This window comes from Pseudarthrobacter sp. NPDC092419, from assembly GCF_044755045.1.
Taxonomy (GTDB): Bacteria; Actinomycetota; Actinomycetes; order Actinomycetales; family Micrococcaceae; genus Arthrobacter.
Genome location: NZ_JBIVQF010000002.1, coordinates 261,795 through 287,460 on the forward strand (window position 1 = coordinate 261,795; position 25,666 = coordinate 287,460).

Here is a 25,666-nt window from a genome sequence, read left to right on the forward strand (position 1 = left end):
CGGGGCGGGCATGGGTAAGCGTGGCAAGTCCGGCGGCCGGGGCAGGGCAGCGGGCGGGCGGACGACGGCGGGAGTCGTCGAAGTACCGCAGGGAACCCTCCCGGACGGTCCTGCCGAGGGGGTCTACTACATCGACACCGGCGACTGCGAGCTGGTGGCCGACCAGGACAATTCCAATGGCTGGCTGCTGAAGATCAACGGGGTCATGAGCTCGCACATCGACCTCACCGACCCGCTGTTCCTGGATTTCGAGTACATGCGCTGGATGGCCGCGCTGATCGAGTCGCGATGGCCGCCTGGCAGCGCGAAACTGCGGGGCCTGCACCTGGGCGGCGGCGCCTGCTCGCTGGCCCGCTATTTCCACGCCGTGTACCCCGACGCCCGCCAGGTGGTGGTGGAGCTGGACGGCAAGCTTGCCGCCTACGTCCGCGCCTGGTTCGACCTGCCGAAGGCACCCTTGCTGCGGATCCGGGTGGGGGAAGCCCGCGCGGTCACGGAGACCCTCACCGAGGGCACCCGGGACCTCATCATCCGGGACGTCTTTGCCGGATCGGTGACCCCGCTGCCGCTGACCACCGCCGAGTTCAACCAGCACATCAGGCGCGTCCTGGCGCCGGGCGGGCTCTACGTGGTGAACTCCGGGGACGCGCCGGACCTTAAGAACGCCCGGCAGGACGCCGCCACCATCGCCGCCGTCTTTAGGTACACCGTGATCGTCGCCGATCCCGCCATGCTCAAGGGCCGCCGCTACGGAAACATGGTCATTGCCGGCAGCGACACCCCGTTTGAAGACGACCCCAAACTGGCACGCCGGCTCCTGGGCGGAGCAGTCCCCGCGCACCTGTGGGACGACGCCGAGGTCCGGGCCTTCGCCGCGGGTGCCCCGGTCCGCCACGACCCTCCCCTTCCCCCATCAACTGCTCCGTAGAGGTCGTTTTGACGCTTCAAAACGACCTCTACGGAGCAGTGGATGGTGTATTTCCCCTTCCCAGCATCGCCCCCCGCTGCGCCTCCATCTGTTCCCGCAGCGCCTGGACCACGGCGGCCACGGCCGGGCGCCGCAGCGAATCGCGGCGCAGCACCATCCAGTACGGCAGCAGCTCGCCGATCCGGTCCGGCAGCAGGCGGACCAGGTCCTCATGCCGGTCGCCCATGAAGCAGGGCAGGAACCCGACGCCGGCGCCGGCGCGGGTTGCCTCGACGTGGACGAAAACGTTGGTAGAGGTCAGGGCGTCGCGCATCGCGGGGACCAGGCGCCGCGGGGCGTCGAGGTCGTCCACCTGCAGCATCGAGTCCACGAAATAGACCAGGGGATGCGCCTGGAGCTCGGCCAAGCTGGCCGGCGTTCCGTGTTCGGCAAGGTAGGCGCGGGAGGCGTACATCCCCAGCCGGTAGTCGCCCAGCCGGACGGCCTCCGCGCGGTGCACCTGCGGCTCACCCACCACCACCTCGATGTCCAGTCCCGACCGCTGCTGCAGCGCACGCCGGGTCATGGTGATGATTTCCACAGTCAGGCCGGGATGCTCGCGCCGCAGCCCAGCTACTGCCGGGGCTGCGATATAGGCGCTGAAGCCGTCCGTCGCGGTCATGCGGACGACGCCGGTAATCGGGTCGGGTGCCTTGCCCGCAGGTCCCAGCGCGCCCATCACCGTCTCCACCTGCTCCGCGGCCCGGACGGCGCGGGCACCCAGTTCGGTCAGCTCCCATCCTCCGGCCGCCTTCGCCAGGACCCGTCCGCCGAGCGCCTTCTCCAGCGCGGCGATCCTGCGCGACACCGTGGTGTGGTTGAGCCCCAAGGTTTGCGCCGCCGTCGTAAATTTTGCTGACCGGGCCACCGCGAGCAGCACCAGGAGGTCATCGGGATTGACGTTCATATCTGCAATTCTGCACACAACTCGTGCCCGTTTGGCCATTGAAGCGACGTGCCTGTGCAGCAATACTCGGGGAAAGTTGTTCGTAGCGCAGGTCACACGCGCGCCGGACCGCGCGCTGGGAGAAGGAACGGATAGGTATGGAAAACACTCTGAACGGACGAAAGGCACTCGTGACCGGCGGTGCCAGCGGAATCGGCGCCGCATGCGTGCGGGAGCTCGCCGCAAGGGGAGCCAAAGTCACGGTGGCGGACGTTGACGCTGCCCGCGCCGAGGCGCTCGCGGACGAGGTGGGCGGCACCGCGTGGGCCGTGGACCTGATGGATGTGGACGCACTCGCCACGCTGGACCTTGACTGCGACATCCTGGTCAACAACGCCGGAATCCAGCGCATCAGCCCCATCGAGGAGTTTGATCCCGCGGATTTCCGCCGCCTCATCACGCTCATGCTCGAGGCCCCGTTCCTGCTCATCCGCGCGGCGCTGCCGGCCATGTACGCCAATGGGTTTGGCCGGATCATCAACGTCTCCTCCGTACACGGCATCCGCGCCTCCCCGTTCAAGAGCGCCTATGTTTCGGCCAAGCACGGCCTGGAGGGGCTTAGCAAGGTGACCGCGCTGGAAGGCGGCGACCACGGCGTGACGTCCAACTGCATCAATCCCGGCTACGTGCGCACGCCGCTGGTGGAATCGCAGATTGCAGACCAAGCCAAGGTGCACGGGATCCCCGAATCCGAGGTGCTGGCGAAGATCATGCTGACCGAGTCCGCCATCAAGCGGCTGGTGGAACCGGAAGAGGTGGCCTCCCTGGTGGGCTGGCTCGCCTCGGACCAGGCTGCGATGGTCACTGGTGCCAGCTACACCATGGACGGCGGCTGGTCGGCCCGCTGACCCTGCACCGGGGGGGCCTGGAGCAGGCCCCGCCCGCGTCAGCGCGGGCCGTTGATGATGTCCTCGGCGTTGTCGAACGCCCAGCCGACCAGTGGAATGAGCAGGGCGGCGAGTTCATAGCCCTTCTCCGTGAGGCTGTAGTCCACGCGGGGTGGAATGACCGGCTGCGCGTGCCTGCTGACCAGGCCGTCGCGTTCGAGGGTCTTGAGTGTCTGGGCGAGCATCTTTTCGCTAATTCCTTCGGCCCGCCGCCGCAGTTCGCTCCACCGTTGCCCACCTTCGGACAGGGACAGCAGGATCAGCACGCCCCACTTGCTGGTGATGTGGTCCAGCAGCGTGCGGCTGGGGCACCCTGCCGGGAAGACGCCGTCGGCGAAGGTCATCGGCAGGGGAGCGGGACGCGCGGGTGCTTCCATGGCCCAAGCTTACCGCCGGGTCAGTATCTTACTTAAAGGTGCGTACTCTCTTTGGGGAAGTAATTACGTTCGAGGCCTGTTGTGCCTGGTGCCAACATTTACTTCCCGAAAGGAACCACCATGAGTATCGTCGTCACCGGCGCCACGGGCCAGCTCGGCCGCCACGTCATCGAGGCCCTGCTGGAGCGTAGCGTCCCCGCCGCCGACATCATCGCAGCGGGCCGTGCCACGGAAAGGCTCGCGGACTTTGGAGCCCGGGGCGTCCAGGTGCGGTCCATGGACTATTCCGACGCCGGTTCTGTCGCCGCCGCGCTCAGGGGCGCGAAGCGCGTGCTTCTCATTTCGGGCAGCGAGGTGGGCCGGCGGGTAGAGCAACACCGCACCGTGATTGAGGCTGCCAAGGCGGAGGGCGTGGAGCTCCTGGCCTACACGAGCATCGCGAATGCTGAGACCACGGGCATGAAGCTTGCGGGTGAGCACCGGGCCACCGAGGCGATGCTCCGCGGGTCCGGCCTGCCCTTCGTCCTGCTGCGGAACGGGTGGTACCTCGAGAATTACACGGATCAGCTTCCCAGCACCCTCGCGCAGGGGGCGCTCGCCGGCAGCGCGGGCGAGGGCAGGATCAGTGCCGCCTCCCGCGCCGACTATGCCCACGCAGCCGCAGCGGTCCTCACGGCAGAGGACCAGGCCGGCAGGGTGTACGAGCTGGGCGGCGACGAGCCTTTCACCATGGCCGAACTCGCCGCGGAAATCAGTGCAGCAACCGGCAAGGACATCGCGTACACCAACCTTCCGGCGGACGATTACGCAGGACTCCTCGCCGGAGCGGGTGTGCCGGAGGCCTTCGCGGAGATCCTGGCGGATTCGGACCTTGGTATCGCCCGCGGTGACCTTCTGGTCAGCAGCGGAGACCTTCGCCGGCTGATCGGACGCACGACGACGTCCCTCGCCGAAGCGGTCAGGTCCGCCGCAGCGGCGGCATAAGCACCAGGCCAACTCTCAGGCGCACCGGATGCCATCCCCAGCCCGGACTTTCCGCGGGGTGGGGTGGGTCCGGGATTCCAGACACGGGATGGACTGGCTGTTCCCGAAAGCCGAACGGCCAGGGTGCATGCTTGAGTACGGGATACCGGACACACGTCATGGAAAGGGCCGAGAATTATGAGCACTGACGCCGCCGCACATACCGCACCCAGGACCGCTTCGAAGGTGCCTGCAGCAGAAAACACCCTGCGGATCCTGAAACTGCTGGCCTCGCGCCGCGGTCCCATGGCCGCGTCACAGATCGCCTCTACCCTCGGGCTGCCGCGCTCCAGCGTCTACCACCTGCTGGGCGTCATGGAGGCAAATGGCTTCGTGCTCCACCTCCACGAGGAGCAACGGTACGGGCTGGGTATCGGCGCCTTCGAGCTCAGCTCCGCCTATTCGCGCCAGGAACCGCTCTCCAGGCTGGGCCGGCCGCTCCTGGCGTCGCTGGTGGATGCACTTGGCGAAAGCGCGCACCTCGCGGTCCTGCACGGCCGGGACGTGCTCTACATTGTCGAGGAACGCGCCAAGAACCGTCCGTCCTTGGTGACCGACGTCGGCGTGCGGCTTCCGAGCCATCTCACCGCCAGCGGCAGGGCCATCCTTGCGGCGCTTCCCAAGTCGCAGGTCCGCGCGCTGTACCCCAACGCCGCAGCGTTTTCCGCCCGGCACGAAGTGGAGGGCGCCATCATGAAGTACTCCGCGCTGTCCTCGCACCTCGACCGGGTCCGCCAGCGCGGGTATGCCACCGAACACGGGGAGGTGACTCCCGGCTTCGGCTCCATTGCCGCGGCGGTCACCGACCACACCGGCTGGCCCACGGCCGCAATCGCCGTGACCTTCCTCGAAGACAAACTGCCCCAGCCGGAATGGCCTGCCCTGGCGGCCCGGATCCAGAAGACCGCGGATGAGCTTTCCCTGCGCCTGCATGGACGCCGCGGCCAATAACCCCCAACGGGGTGGGGGGCTGTCTGGAATGCCGGACAGTACCGTTCCAAAACCCCTGTGGTCGGCCCCGTTTTGGAGCTTTAGTAGATACAGAACTTCTTCTACCAAACTACAAAGGAGCCACCATGGCACCCGCCGATTTCACCACCGGGGCCCGCCCGGTCAAAGCAGCCCGCGGCACCGAGCTCTCCGCCAAGTCGTGGCAGACGGAAGCTCCTCTGCGCATGCTGATGAACAACCTGGATCCGGAGGTCGCGGAGCGTCCGGATGACCTGGTGGTCTACGGCGGCACCGGCCGCGCCGTCCGATCCTGGGCGGCATTCGACGCCATCACCCGAACCCTGGAGAACATGGAGAAGGACGAAACCCTCCTGGTCCAGTCGGGCAAGCCGGTGGGCGTCTTCCGCACCAACGAATGGGCTCCGCGGGTGCTGCTGGCGAACTCCAACCTCGTGGGTGACTGGGCCAACTGGCCCGAGTTCCGCCGCCTCGAGGCCGAGGGCCTGATGATGTACGGCCAGATGACCGCCGGGTCCTGGATCTACATCGGCACCCAGGGCATCCTGCAGGGAACGTTCGAAACCTTCGCCGCGATTGCCCGCAAGCTCACCGGCGACGACAATGGCACCCTCGCGGGAACCCTGACGCTTACCGGCGGCTGCGGCGGCATGGGTGGCGCCCAGCCCCTCGCCGTCACCCTCAACGAGGGCGCGTGCCTGATTGTTGACGTCGATGAGACCCGCCTGCGCCGCCGGGCCGGCAAACGCTACCTGGACGAGGTGGAAACCGACCTCGACGCCGCCATCGCCAAGGTGCAGAAGGCCAAGGAAGAGCGCCGCGGCTGGTCCGTGGGCTACGTGGGCAACGCAGCCGAGGTATTCCCGGAAATTCTGCGCCGCCACAGGGCCGGCGAGCTGACGGTGGACATCGTCACCGACCAGACCTCCGCCCACGATCCCCTGTCCTACCTCCCCGAGGGCATCACGGTGGAAGAATGGCACCGCGAAGCCGAGGCCGACCCCGAAGGCTTCACCAAGAAGGCCCAGGCGTCGATGGCCCGCCACGTCCAGGCGATGGTCGAGTTCCAGGACTCCGGCGCCGAAGTCTTCGACTACGGCAACTCCATCCGCGACGAAGCACGCAAGGGCGGCTACGAGCGGGCCTTCGAGTTCCCCGGCTTCGTTCCCGCCTACATCCGTCCGCTCTTCTGCGAAGGGCTGGGCCCGTTCCGCTGGGTTGCCCTCTCCGGCGACCCTGAGGACATCGCCGTCACGGACAAGGCCATCAAGGAGCTGTTCCCCGAGAACAAGCACCTGCACCGCTGGATCGACGCCGCCGGTGAGCGCGTGGAATTCGAAGGTCTCCCCGCCCGCATCTGCTGGCTGGGCTACGGCGAGCGCGCCAAGGCCGGCCTGCTCTTCAACCAGCTGGTCAAGGAAGGCAAGGTCAAGGCTCCGATCGTCATCGGCCGCGACCACCTGGACTCCGGTTCCGTGGCCTCCCCGTACCGTGAAACGGAGGCCATGGCGGACGGTTCTGACGCTATCGCCGACTGGCCGATGCTGAACGCCTTGCTCAACACCGCTTCGGGCGCCACCTGGGTGTCCCTGCACCACGGCGGCGGCGTTGGAATCGGCCGGTCCATCCACGCCGGCCAGGTTTCGGTGGCTGACGGTACTGACCTCGCCGCGGAGAAGCTCGAGCGCCTGCTCACCAACGACCCCGGCATGGGTGTCATCCGCCACGCCGACGCCGGCTACGACCGTGCCCTCGAGGTCGCAAAGGAACGCGGCGTCCGCATCCCTATGCAGGAGTCAGCAGATTCCGCAGAAGCAAAGAAGTAGGAATCAAAATGACAACCCTTACCCATGAACCGCTGACCGTCACCCTCGGCTCCAGCGGCGTCACGCCGGAGGACGTGGTCGCCGTCGCGCGTCACGACGCCAAGGTGACCGTCTCACCGGAGGCCCTCGCCGCCGTCGCGAAGGTCCGCGCCCACATCGACGGGCTGGCCTCCAGCGACGTCCCCGCCTACGGAATTTCCACCGGATTCGGTGCGCTGGCCAACCGGCACATCCCCCATGAGCTGCGCACGCAGCTGCAGAAGTCGCTGATCCGCAGCCACGCCGCGGGCATGGGGCCGGCGGTGGAACGCGAAGTGGTCCGCGGCATCATGTTCCTGCGCGCCAAGACGCTCGCGTCGGGCCGCACCGGCGTCCGCCCCGCGGTCCTGCAGACTATGGTGGACGTCCTCAACGCCGGCATCACGCCCGTGGTCCGCGAGTTCGGCTCGCTCGGCTGCTCCGGCGACCTGGCGCCCCTCTCGCACTGCGCCCTGGTCCTCATGGGTGAAGGCGAGGCGGAAGGGCCCGACGGCGTGACGTACGGCGGGCGGGGACAGCGGACGGTCGCTGAGCTGCTTGCGGAACACGGCATCGAGCCGGTCACGCTCGCCGAGAAGGAAGGGCTTGCACTGGTCAACGGGACCGAAGGCATGCTGGGCATGCTCCTGATGGCCATCGCGGACCTCCGCAAACTGCTGACGACGGCGGACATCACCGCCGCGCTCAGCGTGGAGGCCCTGCTGGGCACCGACCAGGTGTTCCTGCCGGAGCTGCACGCGGCCCTGCGCCCGCACCCGGGCCAGGCCGCGTCAGCGGACAACATGCTGCGCGTGCTGTCGGATTCGCCGATCGTTGCCTCGCACCGCGTGGGTGACTCCAAGGTCCAGGACGCGTACTCGCTGCGCTGCGCGCCGCAGGTTGCCGGGGCGGTCAGGGACACCCTTGACCATGCAGCGCTGGTGGCGTCCCGCGAGCTGGACGCCGCCATCGATAATCCTGTGGTGCTCCCGGACGGCCGGGTCAGCTCCAACGGCAACTTCCACGGAGCCCCCGTGGCGTACGTCCTGGACTTCCTGGCCATTGCCGTGGCGGACCTGAGCTCCATTGCCGAACGGCGGACGGACCGCATGCTGGATCCCGCCCGCTCGCACGGACTCCCGGCCTTCCTGGCATCGGACCCGGGTGTCGATTCCGGACTCATGATTGCGCAGTACACGCAGGCCGGACTGGTGTCGGACAACAAGCGGCTCGCGGTGCCGGCGTCGGTGGACTCCATTCCAAGCTCCGCCATGCAGGAGGACCACGTGTCCATGGGCTGGCACGCCGCCAGGAAGCTGCGCAAGGCAGTACGGAACCTGCGCCGGGTGCTGGCCATTGAACTGGTGACGTCGGCCCGCGCCCTGGACATCCGAACCCAGCTTTCCGGCGGTGTCCTCACCCCGGGTCCCGCGGGCACCGCCATCGTGGCGGCTCTGCGGGACGTGGTGGAGGGCCCTGGCACTGACCGGTTCCTTTCCCCGGAACTGGAAGCGGCTGACCTGCTGGTTGACTCCGGTGAGGTGGTCCGGGCGGCCGAATCCGCCGTCGGAACCCTCGCCTGAGCGCGAAGGATCTTCAGTTCCCGACCCTTCCTGTCCAAAGGGCGGAATTAACGCCGCGTTGGTCATCCGGAGGTCCGGAATTGTAGTAGAACTGAAGATGTAGTGAAAGTCACATCAAAGACGCTGTGGCACGGACGTATACAAAGGGGTAGAAGTTCAAATGAAAGCACGTGGGGCAGTCCTGTCGAGGCGCCATGCCCACTCCGCCACGGTATCCGACTGGAAGACCTTCCAGCCCGGTGACCGCGTCGAGATCATCAAGCATGCGCATGTGGTGGCAGCCGGGGAGGTGGAGGAGGTCTCGCAGAGCGGAAACGTGCTGTGGCTCGTCCCCGCCGGTCCGGCTGAAAAGCAGCTCTTCCTTAAATCTGACGGTGTGCAGGTGCGTCGCAGCTAGCAAAACCCCTTAAGAACAGGATCCCCGTCCGCTGCAGCGGACGGGGATCCTGTTCTTAACCAAGGCCGGTGTTCAGGCCTTGACGGCCAGCACCGGGCAGTCGGCTTCGAGGAGGATGCGCTGGGAGACACTGCCCAGGATCAGTTTCCCCACGGGGGTCCGGCGGCGCAGCCCGATCACGATGAGCTGCGCGTCATGTTCCTCTGCGGCGTCCAGGACCTCGGCGGCGGCATCGTGGCCGCGCACCGGCTGCCGGATGACATGGTCCACGCCCTGGATGGCCAACCGGTCCTCGATGGACTGGATCTCCGGCTCCTGTGCGTAGCGGTTGTCCACCAGGGCGTCTCCCTTGGAGGAATTGATCACCAGGAGGGTGGTGCTGCTCCTCTTCGCTTCTGCGATGGCCTGGGTGAGGGCGGCTTCGCCTTCCGGGGTCGGGACGTATCCCACCACGATGGTCATGATGTCTCCTTTGGTGTGGGGTGGGGTTGCTTAGTCGCTGTAGTCAGCTGCGCCGGAATTGGCGGGCACCCGGGATTCCTTCGCCGGACGCTTCCGCCGTACCAGCCGGAAGAGCAGCGGCCAGAGCAGAATGAGCCCCACGAGGATATAAACCACGACGGCGATCGGCTCACTGAACAGCCCTGCCGGGTCTCCGGCGCTGAGCTGGAGGGTCTTCCGCAGCTGCCCTTCGATGCGGGGGCCAAGGATGACGCCCAGGACCAGCGGCAGGACCGGCAGGCCGAACCGCCGCATCATGAAGCCCAGCGCGCCGAGCAGCAGGAGGATCACCAGGTCGAACGCCTGCAGGTTCACTGAGTAGGCGCCCAAGGTGGCGAAGAACAGGATGCCCGCGTAAAGGTAAGGCCGGGGCAGCTGCAGGAGCTTGGCCCACAGCGGCGCCATGGGAAGGTTGATCAGCAGGAGCAGCAGGTTGCCGATGAAGAGGCTGGCGATCAGCGCCCACACCAGCGGTCCCTGGCTGGAGAACAGCTGGGGTCCGGGCTGGATGCCGTAGGTGGTGAATGCGGCAAGCATGACGGCGGCCGTCGCATTGGTGGGCAGGCCCAGGGCCAGCATGGGGGTCAGTGTTCCGGCGGCAGCGGCGTTGTTGGCCGCTTCCGGACCGGCCACGCCTTCGATGGCGCCCTTGCCGAACTCCTCGGGATGCTTGCTCAGCCGCTTCTCGGTCACGTAGGACAGGAATGTGGGGATCTCCGCGCCGCCGGCCGGCAGGGCGCCGAAGGGGAAGCCGAAGGCGGTACCGCGCAGCCACGGCTTCCACGACCGGCCCCAGTCCTTCCTGCCCATCCAGGGCCGGCCTACGGGAATGACATGGAGGGGCGTGCGGCGCAGGTGCGCTGCCACCCAGAGGGCTTCGCCCACCGCGAAGATGGCTACGGCCACCACCACGATGTCCAGCCCGTCAGCGAGCAGCGGCTGGCCGAAGGTGAGCCGCCGCTGGCCGGTGACAGAATCCATGCCTACCAGGCCGATGGCAAGGCCCAGGGACAGTGACGCGAAACCGCGGAGCCGCGAGTTGCCCAGCACGGCGGTGACGGCCAGGAGCGCCAGGATCATGATCGCGAAGTAGCTGGGCGCACCCAGGCTCACGGCGAACTGGACCACCACGGGCGCGAACACGGCGAGGAGCGCCGTGCCGATGGTGCCGGCGACGAACGAGCCGATGGCCGCCGTCGCCAGCGCCTGTGCCGCACGGCCCGCCTTTGCCATTTTGTTGCCCTCAATGGCGGTGACGACGGAGGACGATTCGCCCGGCGTGTTCAGCAGGATCGAGGTGGTGGAACCGCCGTACATGCCGCCGTAGTAGATGCCGGCAAACATGATGAAGGCGCTGGTGGGTTCGAGCGCGTACGTCACCGGGAGCAGGAGCGCTACGGTCATGGCGGGGCCAAGCCCGGGAAGAACGCCGACGGCGGTTCCGAGGATCACGCCGATCATGGCGTACAGGAGGTTCATGGGGGTCAGGGCGGTGGCGAAACCGTCCATCAGGGAGGACCAGATGTCCATCAGAGGACTCCTTCCAGGAGTCCGGCCGGGAGCGCGATGCCCAGGCCGAGGTAGAAGCCGTAGAAGGTCAGGAGCGACAGTGCCACGGAGATGAGTCCGTCGCGGACGTAGCGGCGGCTGCCCAGCGCCAGCACGCTGCCCCAGAACAGCACGGTCCCGGAAACCACCCAGCCCGCCCAGTCGATCAGCAGGATGTTGAGGATAAACGCGCCGGCCAGCGGCAGCACGGTCTTCCAGTCCGCTGGGTGGGTAAGATCCACGTCCTCACCGCCCTCCGCCTCGCCCTGGCCGCCGCGGAGGACGTTGAGGGCAAGGAGGACAGCGCAGGCCACCAGCATGCCGGCCACGATGAAGGGAACGGTCTTGGGCCCCACCGGGTCGGACTGGGAGTACGGGGCGACCAGTCCGTTTGCGTCCAGGAAGACCAGGACGCCGGCTGCGCCGAGCAGGAGGGCTACCCCCAGCTCGGCGCGGCCTTTGAGGCTGGCAGCCAAAGAGCTCACGCCAGGCCCAGTTTCGTCAGGACGTCCTCCACCCGCTGGTCCTGCTCGGAGAGGAAGGTCTCGAACTCGTCACCGGTGATGAACGCATCAGTCCAGCTGTGGGTCTTCAGGGTTTCCTTCCATGCCTCCGTGCCGTGCATCTTCTCCAGGGCGGCGATCAGGGACGCCTTGTCCTCGTCGCTGATGCCCGGAGGAGCCACGACGCCGCGCCAGTTGGTGAACACCAGGTCGATGTTGGATTCCTTCAGCGTCGGGGCGTCAACACCTTCCAGTCGCTCTTCGCCGCTGGTGGCAAGGACGCGGACTTCGCCGGACTTGATCTGCTGCAGGTACTCGCCCGCGCCGGAGGCGGCGAACCCTAGCTTGTTGCCGAGGATTGCGGGCAGCAGGTCGCCGCCGCCGTCGTAGGACACGAAGTTGACCTTGGTGGCGTCAATGCCCACCGCGCCGGCCAGCTGCATCGGCAGGAGGTGGTCCGGACCGCCGGGGGACGAGCCGCCACCGACGGCGATGGAGCCGGGATCAGCCTTCCAGGCCTTCACCAGGTCATCAATGGTCTTGAACGGGGAGTCCTTGCCCACCATGATGGCGCCGGGCTCTTCGATGAGGCGGGCCAGCGGGGTGGTCTCGGTCAGCTTGGACTCGGACTTGTTGGTGTAGCTGGCGCCCACAACGCCCAGACCCATGAGCATGGCCAGGTCGCCGTTGCCCTTCTCGTTGACCACGCGGGCCAGGCCCACGGTGCCACCGGCACCTGCGAGGTTGAAGACCTCGGTGTTGGTGGCGATCTTCTCGTCGTCGAGGACCTTCGCGGCGGCTCGGGCGGTGGTGTCGTAACCGCCGCCGGGGGTGTTGGGAACCATGATCTGGAGCTTGGTGATCGGCCCGGCGGCGCCGGTGCTTTCGGAACCGGAAGTCTTGCCGGTGGCACCGCAGCCGGTGGCCATCAGGGCGATGCCGGCGGCAACGGCGGCAACTCGCAATGCGCGGATCTGGCGCATGGTATTTCCTCTTCTCGTAAAACTGGTCAGCACTGCTGAACGGGTATGTCCGATGCTAGGTTCGGCCGTGATGCCGGTCACTCTTGTGTACGCAGAGAAAGTTAAGTTCATTGCGTTCACGCCGGGCGGGCTCCTGCATGGGAGTGCGGAGGCGCCCCCGAGGCGGCCCTGCGGTATAGTTCCGGTACCCGCGCCGGAGGCCGGGAGCCTGCGATCCACCCTAAGGAACCAACACCAGTGACTCGACGAAGAGGGATGTCCCTGGCCGGACAGTACCTGGTGCTGCAGCTGCTCATCGTGCTGGCCGTACTGGTGGGCGTGGTGGCCATTTCCCTGGCCCAGTCCGCCGCCACCTTTGAACGAGTGGAAGGGCGAAGGGCACTTTCCGCCGCAGAAGCCCTGGGCAACAACCCGACGGTCCGCGCCCTCCTGCCCGATGCCGAGCCGCGAACCGGATCGGCGCTGCCGGCCGTGGCGGAGTCCGTCCGCACTGTCTCCGGGTCCGCGCAGGTGACGCTCGCGCGGGCGGACCGTACCGTCGTCGCGTCTTCCGATCCCAACCTGCTGGGCCGGCAGCTGGAGCTGGGCCCCAGCCGGGTCATGGAAGGCAGGGCGTGGACCGGCGTGGTGGGCGGGAACCGCACCGATATCCTCTCCGCGCACGTGCCGGTTCTCAACGACGCCGGCGAGATGATCGGCATCGCCTCCATTAGCCGGAACTTTCCCACCGTCATGGAGCGGCTGGTCGGCGCCGTTCCCAACCTCCTGACGTACCTTGGCGTTGCCAGCGTGCTCGGCGTGGCAGGATCCCTGCTGCTCTCCCGGCGCGTCAAGCGGCAGACGCTCGGCATGGAACCCAGCGAGATCACCGGCCTGGTGGAAAACCGGGAGGCCATGCTTCGCGGCTTGAAGGAGGGAGTGGTGGCGCTGGACCTCAATGAGCGCATCACGGTGGCCAACGACAGTGCCCGGGCCCTGCTGGGCCTGCCGGCCGACTGTGTTGGCAGGAGCCTGGGCTCGCTTCCGGTGGACCCTGCGCTGAAGACGGTGCTGACGCGCGACCAGCCGGACCCGGACCAGCTCGTGCTGGTAGGGGAGCGGCTGGTGGTGCTGAACCGGGTACCGATCAGTTCGCGCGGCCGGCAGATCGGTTCCGTCACCACCCTCCGTGATCGAACCGAGCTGTCCTCCCTGGAGCGCGAACTCGGTGCCACGCGCACGGCCACGGACACGCTCCGGGCCCAGGCGCACGAATTCGCCAACCAGCTGCACGTCATTTCAGGGCTGATCCAGATCGGTGACTACGATTCGGTGGTCCAGTTCGTCAACGGTGCCACGGTGGACCGCACCAGGCTCAATGATGAGGTCACCAGCCGCATCCACGACCCCGCGCTCGCCGCTCTCCTGATCGCCAAATCCAGTCTCGCCACTGAACGCGGGGTGCAGCTCCAGCTCAACCCGGACTCCCGCCTTGGCCCGGTGAGCGATGAGCTCTCGCGGGACCTCGCCACGGTGGTGGGGAACCTGGTGGACAACGCGTTCGACGCCGTCACGGGACTTCCGCACGCGGCCGTCAGGGTGCTGGTGGCCGACGATGGGGAGCAGGTCACCGTGACGGTCCGGGACACCGGGCCGGGCGTGCCGGCCGGGGCGGAAGAGGATATCTTCCGGCAGGGCTTCAGCACCAAGGACTCCGGACGCGACGGCGGCCGCGGCTTTGGCCTGGCCCTGTCCAGGGTGGTTTGCCGGCGTTCCGGCGGCGACCTCACTGTGGCCAACAACGACGGGGCAGTATTCACTGCCCGCTTCACCAGGAAGACAGCAGGATGATCAAGGTACTGATCGTTGACGACGATTTCATGGTTGCCAAGGTGCATGCCGGCTTTATCCAACGGACCCCGGGGTTCGCGGTGGTGGGAGCCGCGCACACCGGTGCCCAGGCCATCGCCGAAACCGAGCGGCTGCAGCCGGACCTGGTGCTGCTGGACATCCATCTGCCTGACATCAACGGCCTGGACCTCATGCACCGGCTGCGGGAGGTCGCACCGGAGCTGGACGTGCTGGTGATCAGCGCGGCCCGCGAGGTGGAGACGGTGCGGAGGGCGCTGCGCGGCGGCATCGTCCATTATCTGATCAAGCCCTTCTCGCAGGCGGACCTGCAGGAGCGGCTGGAGCATTACCGGAGCGCCTACCAGGGCCTGGACTTGGCCAAGGACGTGGCGGAACAGTCTGATGTCAACCGTGTTTTCGGGCTGGACCGGGTGGAGCGTCCGCTGCCGAAGGGCTGCAGCGCCGAGACCCTGAAGCTGGTGGAGGCGGCACTGGCCACGGCTCCGGGTGACCTGTCCGCGGCCGAGGTTGCCGAGCAACTGGGAACATCCCGGGTGAGCGCCCGCCGCTACCTCGAATACCTGCATGATGAGGGGGCGCTGGACGTGCGGCTGAAATACGGGGTAGGACGCCCGGAGCGCCGCTACGTGGTCAAGGGGCGGTAGCAGCGTCAGCGCAGCAGCGTGTTCAGCAGCCGCGCGGCCACCTTCGCGGTCCGGGCGTCGAGGTCGAATTCCGGGTTCAGCTCCGCCACGTCCAGGTGCAGCAGCTTTCCGCTGGCGGCCACCTGGCGGCACACGGCGCTGATCACCGGCAGCGGCACGCCGTAGGCGGCGGGGGCGCTGACGCCGGGGGCCACCGATGCGGGCAGCACGTCCAGGTCGATCGTCAGGTACAGCACGTCGATGTCCGCCAGGAAGCCAGCCACAAAGGCCTCGGTGCGCTCCGCGCTGCAGTCTTCGTCCAGGAGGTACTGCACGGCCAGCTCATCTGCGGTGTCAAAGAGCGCGCGGGTGTTGTTGGGTTCGGAGATTCCGACGACGGCGTACCGGAGTTCGCGGCCGGCGGCGGCTTCTGCGCGGGCCATCTGGAGGAACGGGGTGCCGGAACTCGGGACCGGCTCGTCGCGCAGGTCGAAGTGCGCGTCAAGGTTCAGGATGCCCAGCCGGCGGCCGCCCTGAACGCCTGCGGAGGCGGCGACCCCGAGGTAGCTGGCGAACGCGGTTTCGTGGCCGCCGCCGAGCACCACGGTGAGGTGTCCGGCGTCGAGCATGGCAGCGACGGCGCGGCCCGCCCGCTCCTGGCCGTCCTCCAGGGACCCGCCGGTGACGGTGACGTCGCCGGCGTCGGACACGGCCCTGTCCAGGTGGAAGGCGAGGGGGCCCAGCGCTGCGCGGATTGCGGCTGGCGCAGCGGCTGCACCCTGCCGGCCCTTGTTCCGGCGCACGCCTTCATCGCTCGCGAAGCCCAGCAGGGCAGCCGGCCTGGCGGCCTGCGACGTCGTGGCTTCCGCCGGTCCGGAGTAGGGCTGCACCGCCTGCCACCAGCGGCGGTGGGCGGCAGCGTCGCCGTCGTTCCTTCCTGTCCAGGGCTGGGGCGGGGTGTCGACGGCGGGGTTCACGGCTGGCATGGTCCAAGCTCACCAAACGGGCCGGACAAAAACCAGCAGCGCCGCCGTCGGCTTGTCTGGAATCCAAGAACATCCGCCGGGCGAGCGGCACGGGCTAAGGTTGAGCAACCCGACGCCGGAGGACGCCCCCGTGTTTGAAGCCCCCAGCATTGTCTTTGCCGCAGCAGGCCTGGCTGTGTTTATTGCTGCCGTGCTGCCCAAGTTATTGCGCAACATGCCCTTTTCCATGCCCATGGTGTTCCTGGGCGCCGGAATGGCGGCTTTTGCGCTGATTCCCTCGCTGCCGGACCCTGATCCGCTGGCCCACCAGGACTTCGTGGTGCACCTTACCGAAGTGTGCGTCATCATTTCGCTGATGGGTGCAGGCCTGGCGCTGGACCGGCCTGCGGGGCGGAAGCGCTGGGCTACTACGTGGCGGCTGCTGGGCGTGGCGATGCCGCTGTGCATCATCCTCCTCACGCTGCTTGGCCTCTGGTTCCTGGGCCTCGGCCTGGGGGCGGCCCTGCTGGTGGCGGCCAGCCTGGCCCCCACCGACCCCGTCCTCGCCTCTGAAGTCCAGGTGGGGGAGCCTGCGGATGAGGAGGAAAGCGCAGACAAGGAGGACGAGGTCCGGTTCGGGCTGACATCCGAGGCCGGTCTGAATGACGGCCTGGCTTTCCCGTTCGTCTACCTGGCGATAGCCATCAGCATCGTGGGATCGTCGCCGGCAGCCTGGTTCCCGCAGTGGTTCGGCGTGGACGTGCTCTGGCGCCTGGCCATCGGGCTGCTGCTGGGATTCCTCACCGGCAAGCTGCTGGCCCGGATGTTCTTCTCCGCCCGGAAGGAGAGCCTGAGGCTGTCCAACCACGCGGAGGGTTTCGTGGCGCTGGCAGCCACGTTCCTGGCGTACGGCCTGGCCGAAATGGTGGAGGGGTACGGTTTCATCGCCGTCTTTGTCTGTGCCGTCACCATCCGGGCCGCCGAACACACCCACGACTACCACGGCGTGCTGCATTCCTACGTGGAGCAACTGGAACGTCTGATGACCGTGGTGATCCTGGTCCTGCTGGGCGGCGCGATCGCCCGCGGGCTGCTCGCCGGGATCGGCTGGACCGAACTGCTGGTCGCCCTGGCGTTCCTGTTGCTGGTGCGCCCGCTGGCCGGCTGGCTGGGGCTGCTGGGCGGCAAGACCGGGCCGCGGGAACGGATCGCGCTGTCCTTCTTCGGCATCCGCGGCATCGGCTCGCTTTACTATCTCTCCTACGCGCTGGGCAAGGGGGAGTTCGGCGGCCAGGAGGAGTGGCTGTGGTCCTTCGTGGGCCTGGTGGTGGCGCTGTCGATCGTGATCCACGGCGCCACCACCTCACCCCTGATGAACCGGCTGGACCGGCTCCGGGCCCGGAAGGCCCGCGCAGTTGCCGGGGATGAGGGGCTCGCGCCCAACACCCCGGTATAGCCGGCTACATGCCGAGGGCGGCCTCGATGGGCCCCACGGCGAAGAACAGCAGGAAGGCACCGGCCACGGCCCACATCAGAGGGTGGATGTCCTTGGCGCGTCCCTGCACGGTGCGGATCAGCACGTACGCAATGAAGCCGGCACCCAGGCCGTTGGCGATCGAATAGGTGAACGGCATCAGCGTGAACGTCAGGAACGCCGGGATGGCGATGCCCCAGTCCTGCCAGTCGATCTTGCCCACCTGGGACACCATCATGAAGCCCACCACCACCAGGGCGGGGGCCACAGCCTCGAACGGCACCAGGTTGATCAGCGGGGTGAAGAACATGGCCACGAGGAACAGCATTCCGGTGACGATCGAGGCGACACCGGTGCGGGCACCCTCGCCGATGCCGGCGCCGGCTTCCACGTAGATCTGGTTGGAGGAGACGGACGCCCCGCCGCCGGCGATGGCACCCAGCGCGTCCACCTGCAGGACGCGGTCCACGTTCGGGATGTTGCCGTGCTCGTCCACCGTGCCGGCCTCGTTGGCCAGGCCCACCATGGTGCCCATGGCGTCGAAGAAAATGCTGAGCAGGATAACGAACGCCAGCAGCGTGGCCGCCACGAAGCCCAGGTGCTCAAACGCGCCGAAAGGGTTCGCCTTGCCGATCAGGGAGAGGTCCGGAGCGGCCCAGCCGCTGAACGTGGGGGCCACCAGGGACCAGCCCTCGGGGTTGTAGGTCTTGCCGTCGAAGCTGGGGCCGATCTTGAGCGTCAGTTCCAGGATCACGGAGATCACGGTGGAGGTGATAATGCCGATCAGGATGGCGCCCTTGACCTTGCGCACCACGAGGGCGATGGTCAGGACCAGACCGAACACGAACACGGCGGTGGGCCAGCCCAGCAGCTTGCCGTCGAAGCCCAGTCCCACGGGGACGGTGGTCCCGGCAACATCCGGGATGCGGCGGACGAACCCGGCATTGACCAGGCCGATCAACGCGATGAACAAGCCAATGCCCACCACGATCGCCGTCTTGAGCCCGTCCGGGACGGCCTTGAACACCGCGGTCCGGAACCCGGTGAGGACCAGGATCAGCATGGTGACGCCGGAGATCACCACCAGGCCCATCATGTCCGGCCAGGTCAATCCCGGGTTGGTGGCTACAGTGACGGCAACGAACGCGTTGACGCCCAGCCCCGTGGCCAGCGCGAAGGGATGCTTGGCCCACGCCCCCATGAGGATGGTCAGGATGCCGGCCACGAAGGCGGTCACGGCGGCAACGGCGGTGAAGCCCAGCGTGGTGCCGGCGGAGTCGGGGCCGGAAAGGATCAACGGGTTCAGCACCACGATGTAGCTCATGGCGAAGAAAGTGGCGAAGCCGCCGCGGATCTCGCGGGAGAGGTTGGAGCCGCGTTCCGTGATCATGAAATACCGGTCCAGGGCAGAGCCTTGCTTAAGCATTAGTCCTCCGGGGAATTGGGTGGGGATACCAGAATCCTACGGGCGCAGCGACAGGCCACGCCGCAAATTCGCCTAGTCTGTTAGCAAGCCAACACCGTCTGTTGGGCCGCTGATACTAAGGAACAAAGCACCCATGGGTTCTTTCCGCCGTCGCCTGCCGGGCTTCCTGCTCGGCCTGGCCGTCTTCGCCGCCGCCCTGCTGGGGTTGGCCGGCCCAGCCTCCGCACACGACGCTGCCGAGTCCAGCAGCCCGGCCCAGGGGGCCGCGGTGCCGGCTCCGCCTGACCGGGTTTCGGTGACGTTCAGCCAGAAACCGCTGGGCATCGGCGCCTCCTTCTCGGTCAAGGACGCCTCGGGTGCCGAGTGGGCCGACGGCCCGGTGGAGATCGTGGACAACGTGGCCACGCAAAAGCTGAAGAACGGCGGCCCCGCAGGTAAATACACGGTGGCGTGGCGGGTGGTCAGTTCGGATTCGCACCCCATCGAGGGCACATTCAGTTTCACCGCTGCCGGCGCGGCCTCCGGAAGTACCGCACCGTCCGGAAGTACGACGGCGGCCGCTTCAGTTCCGGCCATCACCACGCCCCAGCCGGGCGTCACCTCTGAGCCGGAACCTGCCGGCGACGGGCAGCCGTTCCAGTGGAGCATCGTCATCTTCGCTGCAGTGGCAGTCGGGCTGCTGGCCACCCTCGCCTTCCTGGCCCGCCGCCGCCTCGGCGCCGGAGGGGAGTAGCCGCTTCCTAGCAGGGGAGCATCGCCAGGCTGGCCGTGGGCGGACAGGCCTCACTGCCCGGATTGACCTGGGCGGAGATGGCCTGCCCCACTGTCTTGGCCTGGCGGAGGACGTCCTTGGGGGACGGGGTGATGAGTTCGCCCACTCCCACCAGGTAGATGCCCACGGCGCGCATGGCAGCGGCCGGGTTTCCCCCGGCAATGAGATCAAGTTCGCTGACCATCCGCCGGAGCTGGCTTTGCGCGCAGCGGGTGAGGACCACCTGCTGCGCCATCAGGACGCCCGCCGAAGTGTGGACCTCCCATGCAGGGGCGCCCGTGCCGTGCGTGGGTACCGTGCGGGCCAGCTGCACGGCCCGGATGCTGCGGATGTCCACGTCGTGGCTGGTCGCGTAATTGCGCAGGTGCCGCAGGATCTCGTTGCGTTCGCGGAGGGTCTCCGAGTCCGGCGCGTCGCAGCGCTGCTGGGACCCCGTGGCCGGGTGTCGGGAGGTGCTGTGCGGGTCCAGGCCGTCCACCACGATGGCGGGCACGCCACGGCGGCGCAGCTCCGCCGCTACCGCCAGGCCCGGGAGGCCAGCGCCAACAATGACGGTGGTGGTCTGTTCAGTACCGGCATCCCCAGGCATGCTTGACACTACAGGTTCGCTCCTTCGACGTTTCGGCAGGTGCCGGCATCGTTGCCGGCGCGCGTTCCGTCACCCCAAAAGTCCGGCCGCAGCACGTTGCCGCGCAGCCCGGAGACACGGAATGGGCGGGCGGCCGGATCAACAATGTCCAGAAGACTACAGAACATTTGGCGTGCTGGATAGTCCCCTCTCAGAAAAGCCTTTCCGCAGGTAAAACGGCGCCGCGGCCCTCGCTTTCTGGCAGAATAGCGGCATCATCAGGCACAGCAAGGAGGCGGCCATGGGCGCAGGAGAATCGCAGCCGGACCCCCGGTGGGAGGACGTAGCCGTTCCCATAGCCCCGCGGGGTGTCGTGGTCGGCGTGGACGGCTCTGAACATGGCCAATGCGCCCTTGTGTGGGCCGCCCGCGAAGCCCAGCGCCGCCGTCGGCCGCTTCATATCGTCAGTGCCTACTCGGTGCCCATCTTCGCTGCCTCCGGGCTGGACGGCGGCTACGCCACAGTGGACGATTCGGTGATCCGCGAGGGCGCCGAGGCCATCGTCCGGCAGGCCGTTGAGAAGGTGATGGGCTACGACATCGAGGTCACCTCATCAGTGGAAAACGGAGACGCTTCAGGGGTCCTCCTGGAGATGTCGGAAACCGCTGAGCTGCTGGTTTTCGGCACGCGAGGCCGCGGCGGGTTCGTCGGGAGGCTCCTCGGATCCGTGAGCAGTGCCCTGCCCGCCCACGCGAAATGCCCCACGGTCACGGTGCCGCTGGTCTGCTCGGACCGGCTGGGCGAAACCACCGAGGACCGGCGGATCCGCGCCGAGCAGGCACAGGAAGGCCACAAACTGGTCGAAAACGTCGTGGTGGCGGGCGTGGACGGCTCTGAGCAGGCGCGCGTTGCCCTGCTGGAAGCTGCGGAGCAGGCTGAACGGCTCGGCGCATCGCTGCGGGTGGTTTGTGCGGTGCCGCAATACAGCGGGTCCCTGGCATGGGTTCCCGCTCCCATGGACCGCAAGGCCCTGTTCGATGACATCCAGGTCACGCTCGACGCCGGGATGGCGTGGTTGCGCAGCCACTTCCCGAACCTCCGCATCGAAGGGGAACTGAAGGACGGGTCGCCTGTGGACGTGCTGGTCGAGGCCAGCCGGCATGTGGAGCTCGTGGTGCTGGGAACGCGCGGCCGCGGCGGCTTCACGGGGATGCTTCTCGGTTCGACGTCGGGCGGCGTCCTGCACCACGCAAAAGGCCCTGTCATGGTGGTCCCGGACCGCGAGGACGCCCGCCTGGCCGACCGGGCCCGGTTCGGCCCCGTCCTGGGCAACGACTGACGTCAGGCGTGCTGTCGCGATTCGTGCTCGGAGTGGCTGGCCGGCTCCAGCTGGAACGTGCAGTGGTCCGTGTCGAAGTGCGTCCCCAGGCATACCACCAGTTTGTCGAGGAGCTGGTCCGCGCCGCGGGCGTTGAGCACCCCGTCCTCCACCACCACGTGGGCTGAAAACACCGGAACACCTGAGGTGATGGTCCAGATGTGGATGTCGTGCACGTCCGTCACACCCTCCACCGAGAGGATGTGCTCGCGGATCATCTGCACTTCCACCCCTCTGGGGCTGGCTTCCAGCAGGACGTCCACCACATCCCGCAGCAGGTGCCAGGCGCGGGGCAGGATCATCAGCGCGATCAGCACGGACGCGATGGTGTCCGCCGCGTTGAAGCCCGTGAGCATAATGATCACCGCCGCCGCGATTACCGCGAGGGAGCCCAGAAGGTCCCCCAGTACCTCCAGGTAGGCGCCGCGGACATTCAGGCTCTCCTGGTGGGCGCCGCGCAGGATCAGCAGGGAAGCGATATTGGCGGCGGCGCCCAGTATGGCGGCGAAGAGCATGATGTCCGTCTGGACGTCCGGGGCGGAACCGATGCGGCGGAGGGCCTCGGTGAAGATCACCACCGAGATCGTGATGAGGACGAGGGCGTTGGCGAGCGCGGCGAGCACTTCGGCGCGCTGGTAGCCGTAGGTGCGCTGGTCGCTGGCCGGGCGTCCTGCGATCCATGCGGCGAGTAGCGCGATGGTGACTCCGGCGGCGTCGGAGAGCATGTGGCCCGCATCCGCCAGCAGGGACAGCGAGCCGGACAGGCCGGCGCCCACGGCCTGGACCAGCACGACGGCCAGCGTGATCGCCAGGACGGCGAGCAGACGCTTGCGGTGCCGCCCGGCGGCAGTCAATCCCGATACGTGGCCGTGGTCGTGTCCCATGCCTACAGGCTAGCCCCAGCCCAGCTCATGCAGCCGGTCGTCGTCGATGCCAAAATGGTGGGCGACTTCGTGGACCACGGTCACCGCTACCTCATGGATAACTTCGTCCCGCGAAGCGCAGATGTCCAGGATGGCCTCGCGGTAGATGGTGATCCGGTCCGGCAGGGACCCTGCACCCCACCACGAGTCGCGTTCTGTCAGCGGTACGCCCTCGTAGAGGCCCAACAGCGAGGTTTCAGGATCTTCGCCCGGGTGCGGAACGTAGCGGTCCTCGATGAACACTGCCACGTTGTCCATGGCGCGGGCCAGCCGCGGCGGGATGGAGTCGAGGGCATCGCTGACGGCCGCTTCGAACTCGTCCGCGGACATGCTGAAGCCGGCGCCGCCTGGTTTCCACGGTTCGTGTGGACCGCCGGGAACGTTGGGCATTCCTGGAACGCTGGGCTGTCCGGGAGGCAGGCTTGCTCGCATACCCCGACTCTAGCGCCGTACGCCGGTACCGCTCCGCCGCCGGGTCAGCGCTACCCCCACCAGGCACACCACACCGCCCGCCAGGGCCCACTCGCCGGGAACTTCGGCCAACAGGAGCCACGAAATCAGGATGGTGGTGCCGGGAACCAGGTATGTGGTCACCGCCAGCTTGCCGGCGTCCACCAGGGAGAGGGCATACGCCCAGGTGGTGAACGCGATCGCGGTGGGGAAGATCCCGAGGTACACCAGCCCGCCGGTAGCCGCGGGGGGAGCTGCCTGCACCTCCGCCACCAGTTGGCCCGCGAACGGCAGGCAGCACAGCGCCCCCACCAGGATGCCGAACCAGGTGGCCTGCGCCGCGGGGAACTTCCGCAGCACCGGTTTCTGGATGATGACGCTGACTGCGGCGAGCACGGCGGCCAGGAGGCAAAGCGCCACGCCTGCAACATCCGCCGTCGTGCTTTCCCCGTCCGCGGCCGGCCGCGCGGAGCCAAAGGCAATCAGCGCTACCCCCGCGAAAGCCACGGTGCTGCCGATCAGCAGCCAACGTGGAAAGCCTTCCTTGAGGAATAAGCCCGCCATGATGGCCACCAGGATGGGATTGACGTTGATGAGCAAGGCGCTGGTGCCGGCATCCAGGACGTGTTCGGCAGCGTTCAGCGCCACGTTGTACCCGCCGAACCACATCACGCCGTAGGCCAGGATGGGCAGCCATTCGCGCCCCTGCGGCAGCAGGCGGCTCCTGAGCAGTTGGGGCACCACCAGGACAGCGAGTACGACGGCGGCAATCGCCAGCCTGCCCAGGGTCAGGGAGCCGGGGGAGAAGTGCGGGCCAACGGCCCGGATCCCCACGAACGCGGAGGCCCACAACACCACCGTCACCACCATCGCGGCGACGCCCAGGGCTTTGGTGCGGCCGGGCGCGGGGCGGGCAGCGGCGGGACGGGCAACGTGCGTGATCGGGGGCATGAAATCAATCTAGCTTCGGTGGGCGCCATCGGTCTGGCGGAAATCGGCCATGTCAGGGCAAGATCCTGCCAAAAGCGTCAGCGGACGGTGCCCGGTGGGAGCAGGCTTAGCGTTTGGTGGCTGTCCACTCCAAGAGGCGGTCAACGGGCCAGGTGGTCACGATCCGTTCGGCCGGCACGCCGTTCCGTTCGGCCCGTTCCGCCCCGTACTGGAGGAAGTCCAGCTGGCCGGGCGCGTGGGCGTCGCTGTCGATCGAGAACAGGCACCCGGCCTCAAGTGCCAGCTGGATCAGTGCGTCCGGCGGGTCCTGGCGCTCGGGCCGGGAATTGATCTCCACCGCCACGTTGTGTTCGGCGCAGGCGGCGAACACAACGCGGGCGTCAAAGTCCGACGGTGGCCGGGTACCCCTGGATCCTTCCACCAGCCGTCCGGTGCAGTGTCCCAGCACGTTGGTGTGCGGGGCGCGGATGCCGCCCAGCATCCGCCGGGTCATGGTTTTCGTATCCGCCCGGAGCTTGGAATGGACGCTGGCCACCACGACGTCCAGCCGGTCGAGCAACGCAGGGTCCTGGTCCAGCTCGCCGGACTCCAGGATGTCCACCTCGATGCCGCTCAACAGCGTGGGCCCGGTGCCGTCCCCGCCGTTGAGGGCGGCCACCACGTCCAGTTGTTCGTTCAGGCGTTCGGCCGAGAGGCCGTTGGCGATGGTCAGGTTGGGTGAATGGTCCGTCAACGCGACATACTCTCTCCCCAGCACCGCAGCGGCGGCGAGCATCACCTCGATGGGGGAGCCGCCGTCGGACCATTCGCTGTGGCTGTGCAGGTCGCCGCGCAGCTGCCGGGAAAGCTCCGCGCCGCCGGCGGCCAGCGGCTTGGCGCCCTTCTCCCGCAGGTCCGCCAGGTATTCCGGGACATTCCCTTCCACCGCCTGCCGGATCACCTGGAACGTCCGGTCGCCGATTCCCTTCATGGACTTCAGCCGGCCGGACACCGCCCGCGCCCGGACCTCCTCCGGCGGCAGGCCGCTGATGGCCGCGGCCGCCTTGCGGAAAGCCTGGACCTTGAAGGTGGCGGCGCGTCCGCGCTCCAGCCAGAAAGCAATCTCATTGAGAGCTGCAACAGCATCCATGGGTCCATCTTCACCCGCAAATGGCCCGTCCGGGCGGGATCCTGCCCCGATTTTGGTTAATGCGCGCCCAGGCCCTATAGTTTTAGAGTCCAGTTCGGAGAAACGCCAAGGACAAAGACGGAAAGCCCCGGCTGGAAGCCTTTTTCTTTGTTCCGGACAGGTTCTGGCCCCCATCGTCTAGCGGCCTAGGACACCGCCCTTTCACGGCGGCGGCACGGGTTCGAATCCCGTTGGGGGTACGCAAGGAACTGGTCAACCAGGCTGAAAAAGTCTGGTAGGCTGGAAGCCTTGAAAAACGCGGTAGAGATACTGCAAAGCAAGAAACGCAAGGCCCTGTAGCGCAGTTGGTTAGCGCGCCGCCCTGTCACGGCGGAGGTCGCGGGTTCAAGTCCCGTCAGGGTCGCTCTGATTGTTGGAAGCAATTCCGGCCATCACGGTGACTAGTCACCTAGGCTCTGTAGCTCAGTTGGTAGAGCGTTCGACTGAAAATCGAAAGGTCACCGGATCGACGCCGGTCGGAGCCACCACTGGGAAGCACCAGTTCTTCGGAACTGGTGCTTTTCTTCGTTGGAGCCTGCATTTCTGCATTTAAAATCGGAAGACCGGGCTACCCGCCGGTTCCGTAGAG

At 67.4% G+C, this 25,666-nt stretch carries 25 protein-coding genes and 3 tRNA genes; 15 read left to right on the forward strand and 13 right to left on the reverse strand.

The window, feature by feature from the left end; genetic code table 11:
- The first annotated feature begins 10 nt into the window (after positions 1-10).
- Positions 11-928 (forward strand): spermidine synthase, encoded by a 918-nt coding sequence (locus ACIQC0_RS04585; protein WP_400532947.1) that lies wholly within the window; start codon positions 11-13, stop codon positions 926-928.
- A 28-nt stretch (positions 929-956) separates the two neighbouring features.
- On the opposite strand, the gene ACIQC0_RS04590 is transcribed toward ACIQC0_RS04585, so the two are convergent.
- On the reverse strand, positions 957-1,874 hold the full coding sequence (locus ACIQC0_RS04590; protein WP_400532949.1) for a LysR family transcriptional regulator: 918 nt from the start codon (positions 1,872-1,874) through the stop codon (positions 957-959).
- A 137-nt stretch (positions 1,875-2,011) separates the two neighbouring features.
- Here ACIQC0_RS04590 and ACIQC0_RS04595 point away from each other — a divergent pair, with 137 nt between their 5' ends.
- Positions 2,012-2,761, forward strand: a complete 750-nt coding sequence (locus ACIQC0_RS04595; RefSeq protein WP_400532951.1) for a 3-hydroxybutyrate dehydrogenase — start codon at positions 2,012-2,014, stop codon at positions 2,759-2,761.
- A 38-nt stretch (positions 2,762-2,799) separates the two neighbouring features.
- Here the strand turns inward: ACIQC0_RS04595 and ACIQC0_RS04600 are convergent, their stop codons facing one another.
- A complete protein-coding gene (locus tag ACIQC0_RS04600) occupies positions 2,800-3,177 on the reverse strand; it encodes a winged helix-turn-helix transcriptional regulator (protein ID WP_400532953.1) in 378 nt (125 codons plus the stop codon).
- Between the two features lie 120 nt (positions 3,178-3,297).
- Here ACIQC0_RS04600 and ACIQC0_RS04605 point away from each other — a divergent pair, with 120 nt between their 5' ends.
- From ACIQC0_RS04605 to ACIQC0_RS04625, 5 genes are all read left to right on the forward strand, one after another.
- Positions 3,298-4,161 (forward strand): SDR family oxidoreductase, encoded by an 864-nt coding sequence (locus ACIQC0_RS04605; RefSeq protein ID WP_400532955.1) that lies wholly within the window; start codon positions 3,298-3,300, stop codon positions 4,159-4,161.
- Between the two features lie 177 nt (positions 4,162-4,338).
- The gene (locus ACIQC0_RS04610; RefSeq protein ID WP_400532957.1) at positions 4,339-5,151 is read left to right on the forward strand and encodes an IclR family transcriptional regulator; all 813 of its coding nucleotides are present in this window, start codon (positions 4,339-4,341) and stop codon (positions 5,149-5,151) included.
- Positions 5,152-5,276: 125 nt separating this feature from the next.
- A complete protein-coding gene (locus ACIQC0_RS04615) occupies positions 5,277-6,995 on the forward strand; it encodes a urocanate hydratase (RefSeq protein WP_400532959.1) in 1,719 nt (572 codons plus the stop codon).
- 8 nt (positions 6,996-7,003) lie between these two features.
- Positions 7,004-8,596, forward strand: a complete 1,593-nt coding sequence (gene hutH / locus ACIQC0_RS04620; RefSeq protein WP_400532961.1) for a histidine ammonia-lyase — start codon at positions 7,004-7,006, stop codon at positions 8,594-8,596.
- 160 nt (positions 8,597-8,756) lie between these two features.
- Entirely contained in the window at positions 8,757-8,993 is a 237-nt protein-coding gene (locus ACIQC0_RS04625) for a hypothetical protein (RefSeq protein WP_377216796.1), read from the forward strand.
- 72 nt (positions 8,994-9,065) lie between these two features.
- On the opposite strand, the gene ACIQC0_RS04630 is transcribed toward ACIQC0_RS04625, so the two are convergent.
- Genes ACIQC0_RS04630 through ACIQC0_RS04645 form a run of 4 tightly spaced genes read right to left on the reverse strand, consistent with a single transcriptional unit; the run spans position 9,066 to position 12,528 of the window.
- Positions 9,066-9,455, reverse strand: a complete 390-nt coding sequence (locus ACIQC0_RS04630; RefSeq protein WP_377216797.1) for a universal stress protein — start codon at positions 9,453-9,455, stop codon at positions 9,066-9,068.
- 30 nt (positions 9,456-9,485) lie between these two features.
- Positions 9,486-11,024, reverse strand: a complete 1,539-nt coding sequence (locus ACIQC0_RS04635) for a tripartite tricarboxylate transporter permease (protein ID WP_400532963.1) — start codon at positions 11,022-11,024, stop codon at positions 9,486-9,488.
- Positions 11,024-11,527 carry a tripartite tricarboxylate transporter TctB family protein gene (locus ACIQC0_RS04640; RefSeq protein WP_377216799.1) on the reverse strand — a complete coding sequence of 168 codons (504 nt, stop codon included), beginning with the start codon at positions 11,525-11,527 and terminating at the stop codon, positions 11,024-11,026. The genes ACIQC0_RS04635 and ACIQC0_RS04640 overlap by 1 nt, the downstream gene beginning before the upstream one ends.
- Positions 11,524-12,528, reverse strand: a complete 1,005-nt coding sequence (locus tag ACIQC0_RS04645) for a Bug family tripartite tricarboxylate transporter substrate binding protein (RefSeq protein WP_377216800.1) — start codon at positions 12,526-12,528, stop codon at positions 11,524-11,526. The genes ACIQC0_RS04640 and ACIQC0_RS04645 overlap by 4 nt, the downstream gene beginning before the upstream one ends.
- A gap of 255 nt (positions 12,529-12,783) precedes the next feature.
- On the opposite strand from ACIQC0_RS04645, the gene ACIQC0_RS04650 reads away from it, so the two are divergent.
- Together ACIQC0_RS04650 and ACIQC0_RS04655 are read left to right on the forward strand one after the other, a co-directional pair.
- A complete protein-coding gene (locus ACIQC0_RS04650; protein ID WP_400533270.1) occupies positions 12,784-14,358 on the forward strand; it encodes an ATP-binding protein in 1,575 nt (524 codons plus the stop codon).
- Entirely contained in the window at positions 14,355-15,023 is a 669-nt protein-coding gene (locus tag ACIQC0_RS04655; RefSeq protein ID WP_400532966.1) for a response regulator, read from the forward strand. Before ACIQC0_RS04650 ends, ACIQC0_RS04655 begins: the two co-directional genes overlap by 4 nt.
- A 5-nt stretch (positions 15,024-15,028) precedes the next feature.
- Here the strand turns inward: ACIQC0_RS04655 and hutG are convergent, their stop codons facing one another.
- Positions 15,029-15,988: a formimidoylglutamase gene (gene hutG, locus ACIQC0_RS04660; RefSeq protein ID WP_400532968.1), complete on the reverse strand. Its 960-nt coding sequence runs from the start codon at positions 15,986-15,988 to the stop codon at positions 15,029-15,031.
- A 130-nt stretch (positions 15,989-16,118) separates the two neighbouring features.
- Here hutG and ACIQC0_RS04665 point away from each other — a divergent pair, with 130 nt between their 5' ends.
- A complete protein-coding gene (locus tag ACIQC0_RS04665; RefSeq protein ID WP_400532970.1) occupies positions 16,119-17,423 on the forward strand; it encodes a cation:proton antiporter in 1,305 nt (434 codons plus the stop codon).
- Positions 17,424-17,427: 4 nt separating this feature from the next.
- Here the strand turns inward: ACIQC0_RS04665 and ACIQC0_RS04670 are convergent, their stop codons facing one another.
- Positions 17,428-18,867, reverse strand: coding sequence for an NCS2 family permease (locus tag ACIQC0_RS04670; protein ID WP_377216804.1), 1,440 nt, complete (start codon positions 18,865-18,867; stop codon positions 17,428-17,430).
- 133 nt (positions 18,868-19,000) lie between these two features.
- On the opposite strand from ACIQC0_RS04670, the gene ACIQC0_RS04675 reads away from it, so the two are divergent.
- Positions 19,001-19,600: a copper resistance protein CopC gene (locus ACIQC0_RS04675; protein WP_400532973.1), complete on the forward strand. Its 600-nt coding sequence runs from the start codon at positions 19,001-19,003 to the stop codon at positions 19,598-19,600.
- 7 nt (positions 19,601-19,607) lie between these two features.
- Here ACIQC0_RS04675 and ACIQC0_RS04680 read toward each other — a convergent pair whose 3' ends face one another.
- Positions 19,608-20,228 carry an FAD-dependent monooxygenase gene (locus tag ACIQC0_RS04680; protein ID WP_400533272.1) on the reverse strand — a complete coding sequence of 207 codons (621 nt, stop codon included), beginning with the start codon at positions 20,226-20,228 and terminating at the stop codon, positions 19,608-19,610.
- Between the two features lie 280 nt (positions 20,229-20,508).
- Here ACIQC0_RS04680 and ACIQC0_RS04685 point away from each other — a divergent pair, with 280 nt between their 5' ends.
- The gene (locus tag ACIQC0_RS04685; protein WP_400532975.1) at positions 20,509-21,546 is read left to right on the forward strand and encodes a universal stress protein; all 1,038 of its coding nucleotides are present in this window, start codon (positions 20,509-20,511) and stop codon (positions 21,544-21,546) included.
- 2 nt (positions 21,547-21,548) lie between these two features.
- Here the strand turns inward: ACIQC0_RS04685 and ACIQC0_RS04690 are convergent, their stop codons facing one another.
- The 4 genes from ACIQC0_RS04690 to ACIQC0_RS04705 form a co-directional block, all read right to left on the reverse strand.
- Positions 21,549-22,469, reverse strand: coding sequence for a cation diffusion facilitator family transporter (locus ACIQC0_RS04690; protein ID WP_400532977.1), 921 nt, complete (start codon positions 22,467-22,469; stop codon positions 21,549-21,551).
- 9 nt (positions 22,470-22,478) lie between these two features.
- Positions 22,479-22,940 carry a metallopeptidase family protein gene (locus tag ACIQC0_RS04695; protein WP_400532979.1) on the reverse strand — a complete coding sequence of 154 codons (462 nt, stop codon included), beginning with the start codon at positions 22,938-22,940 and terminating at the stop codon, positions 22,479-22,481.
- Between the two features lie 9 nt (positions 22,941-22,949).
- Complete coding sequence (locus ACIQC0_RS04700) at positions 22,950-23,909, reverse strand: DMT family transporter (protein ID WP_400532981.1); 960 nt, start codon at positions 23,907-23,909, stop codon at positions 22,950-22,952.
- Between the two features lie 106 nt (positions 23,910-24,015).
- Positions 24,016-25,038, reverse strand: coding sequence for a PHP domain-containing protein (locus ACIQC0_RS04705; protein ID WP_400532983.1), 1,023 nt, complete (start codon positions 25,036-25,038; stop codon positions 24,016-24,018).
- Positions 25,039-25,204: 166 nt separating this feature from the next.
- Here ACIQC0_RS04705 and ACIQC0_RS04710 point away from each other — a divergent pair.
- The 3 genes from ACIQC0_RS04710 (at position 25,205) to ACIQC0_RS04720 (ending at position 25,565) form a co-directional block, all read left to right on the forward strand.
- Positions 25,205-25,277 (forward strand) — tRNA-Glu (locus ACIQC0_RS04710).
- A 90-nt stretch (positions 25,278-25,367) separates the two neighbouring features.
- Positions 25,368-25,441: transfer RNA gene (locus tag ACIQC0_RS04715), tRNA-Asp, on the forward strand.
- A gap of 48 nt (positions 25,442-25,489) precedes the next feature.
- A tRNA-Phe gene (locus ACIQC0_RS04720) sits at positions 25,490-25,565 on the forward strand.
- Positions 25,566-25,666 lie beyond the last annotated feature (101 nt).

Bases quoted from the DNA above. Each gene is read 5' to 3' on its own strand.
- ACIQC0_RS04700 (WP_400532981.1), bottom strand. From the start codon at position 23,909: ATGCCCCCGATCACGCACGTTGCCCGTCCCGCCGCTGCCCGCCCCGCG.
- ACIQC0_RS04610 (WP_400532957.1), top strand. From the start codon at position 4,339: ATGAGCACTGACGCCGCCGCACATACCGCACCCAGGACCGCTTCGAAG.
- ACIQC0_RS04655 (WP_400532966.1), top strand. From the start codon at position 14,355: ATGATCAAGGTACTGATCGTTGACGACGATTTCATGGTTGCCAAGGTG.
- ACIQC0_RS04670 (WP_377216804.1), bottom strand. From the start codon at position 18,867: ATGCTTAAGCAAGGCTCTGCCCTGGACCGGTATTTCATGATCACGGAA.
- ACIQC0_RS04635 (WP_400532963.1), bottom strand. From the start codon at position 11,024: ATGGACATCTGGTCCTCCCTGATGGACGGTTTCGCCACCGCCCTGACC.
- ACIQC0_RS04590 (WP_400532949.1), bottom strand. From the start codon at position 1,874: ATGAACGTCAATCCCGATGACCTCCTGGTGCTGCTCGCGGTGGCCCGG.
- ACIQC0_RS04625 (WP_377216796.1), top strand. From the start codon at position 8,757: ATGAAAGCACGTGGGGCAGTCCTGTCGAGGCGCCATGCCCACTCCGCC.
- ACIQC0_RS04600 (WP_400532953.1), bottom strand. From the start codon at position 3,177: ATGGAAGCACCCGCGCGTCCCGCTCCCCTGCCGATGACCTTCGCCGAC.
- ACIQC0_RS04690 (WP_400532977.1), bottom strand. From the start codon at position 22,469: ATGGGACACGACCACGGCCACGTATCGGGATTGACTGCCGCCGGGCGG.
- ACIQC0_RS04675 (WP_400532973.1), top strand. From the start codon at position 19,001: ATGGGTTCTTTCCGCCGTCGCCTGCCGGGCTTCCTGCTCGGCCTGGCC.
- hutG (WP_400532968.1), bottom strand. From the start codon at position 15,988: ATGCCAGCCGTGAACCCCGCCGTCGACACCCCGCCCCAGCCCTGGACA.
- ACIQC0_RS04685 (WP_400532975.1), top strand. From the start codon at position 20,509: ATGGGCGCAGGAGAATCGCAGCCGGACCCCCGGTGGGAGGACGTAGCC.
- ACIQC0_RS04585 (WP_400532947.1), top strand. From the start codon at position 11: ATGGGTAAGCGTGGCAAGTCCGGCGGCCGGGGCAGGGCAGCGGGCGGG.
- hutH (WP_400532961.1), top strand. From the start codon at position 7,004: ATGACAACCCTTACCCATGAACCGCTGACCGTCACCCTCGGCTCCAGC.
- ACIQC0_RS04630 (WP_377216797.1), bottom strand. From the start codon at position 9,455: ATGACCATCGTGGTGGGATACGTCCCGACCCCGGAAGGCGAAGCCGCC.
- ACIQC0_RS04615 (WP_400532959.1), top strand. From the start codon at position 5,277: ATGGCACCCGCCGATTTCACCACCGGGGCCCGCCCGGTCAAAGCAGCC.
- ACIQC0_RS04695 (WP_400532979.1), bottom strand. From the start codon at position 22,940: ATGCGAGCAAGCCTGCCTCCCGGACAGCCCAGCGTTCCAGGAATGCCC.
- ACIQC0_RS04650 (WP_400533270.1), top strand. From the start codon at position 12,784: ATGTCCCTGGCCGGACAGTACCTGGTGCTGCAGCTGCTCATCGTGCTG.
- ACIQC0_RS04680 (WP_400533272.1), bottom strand. From the start codon at position 20,228: ATGCCTGGGGATGCCGGTACTGAACAGACCACCACCGTCATTGTTGGC.
- ACIQC0_RS04595 (WP_400532951.1), top strand. From the start codon at position 2,012: ATGGAAAACACTCTGAACGGACGAAAGGCACTCGTGACCGGCGGTGCC.
- ACIQC0_RS04645 (WP_377216800.1), bottom strand. From the start codon at position 12,528: ATGCGCCAGATCCGCGCATTGCGAGTTGCCGCCGTTGCCGCCGGCATC.
- ACIQC0_RS04605 (WP_400532955.1), top strand. From the start codon at position 3,298: ATGAGTATCGTCGTCACCGGCGCCACGGGCCAGCTCGGCCGCCACGTC.
- ACIQC0_RS04705 (WP_400532983.1), bottom strand. From the start codon at position 25,038: ATGGATGCTGTTGCAGCTCTCAATGAGATTGCTTTCTGGCTGGAGCGC.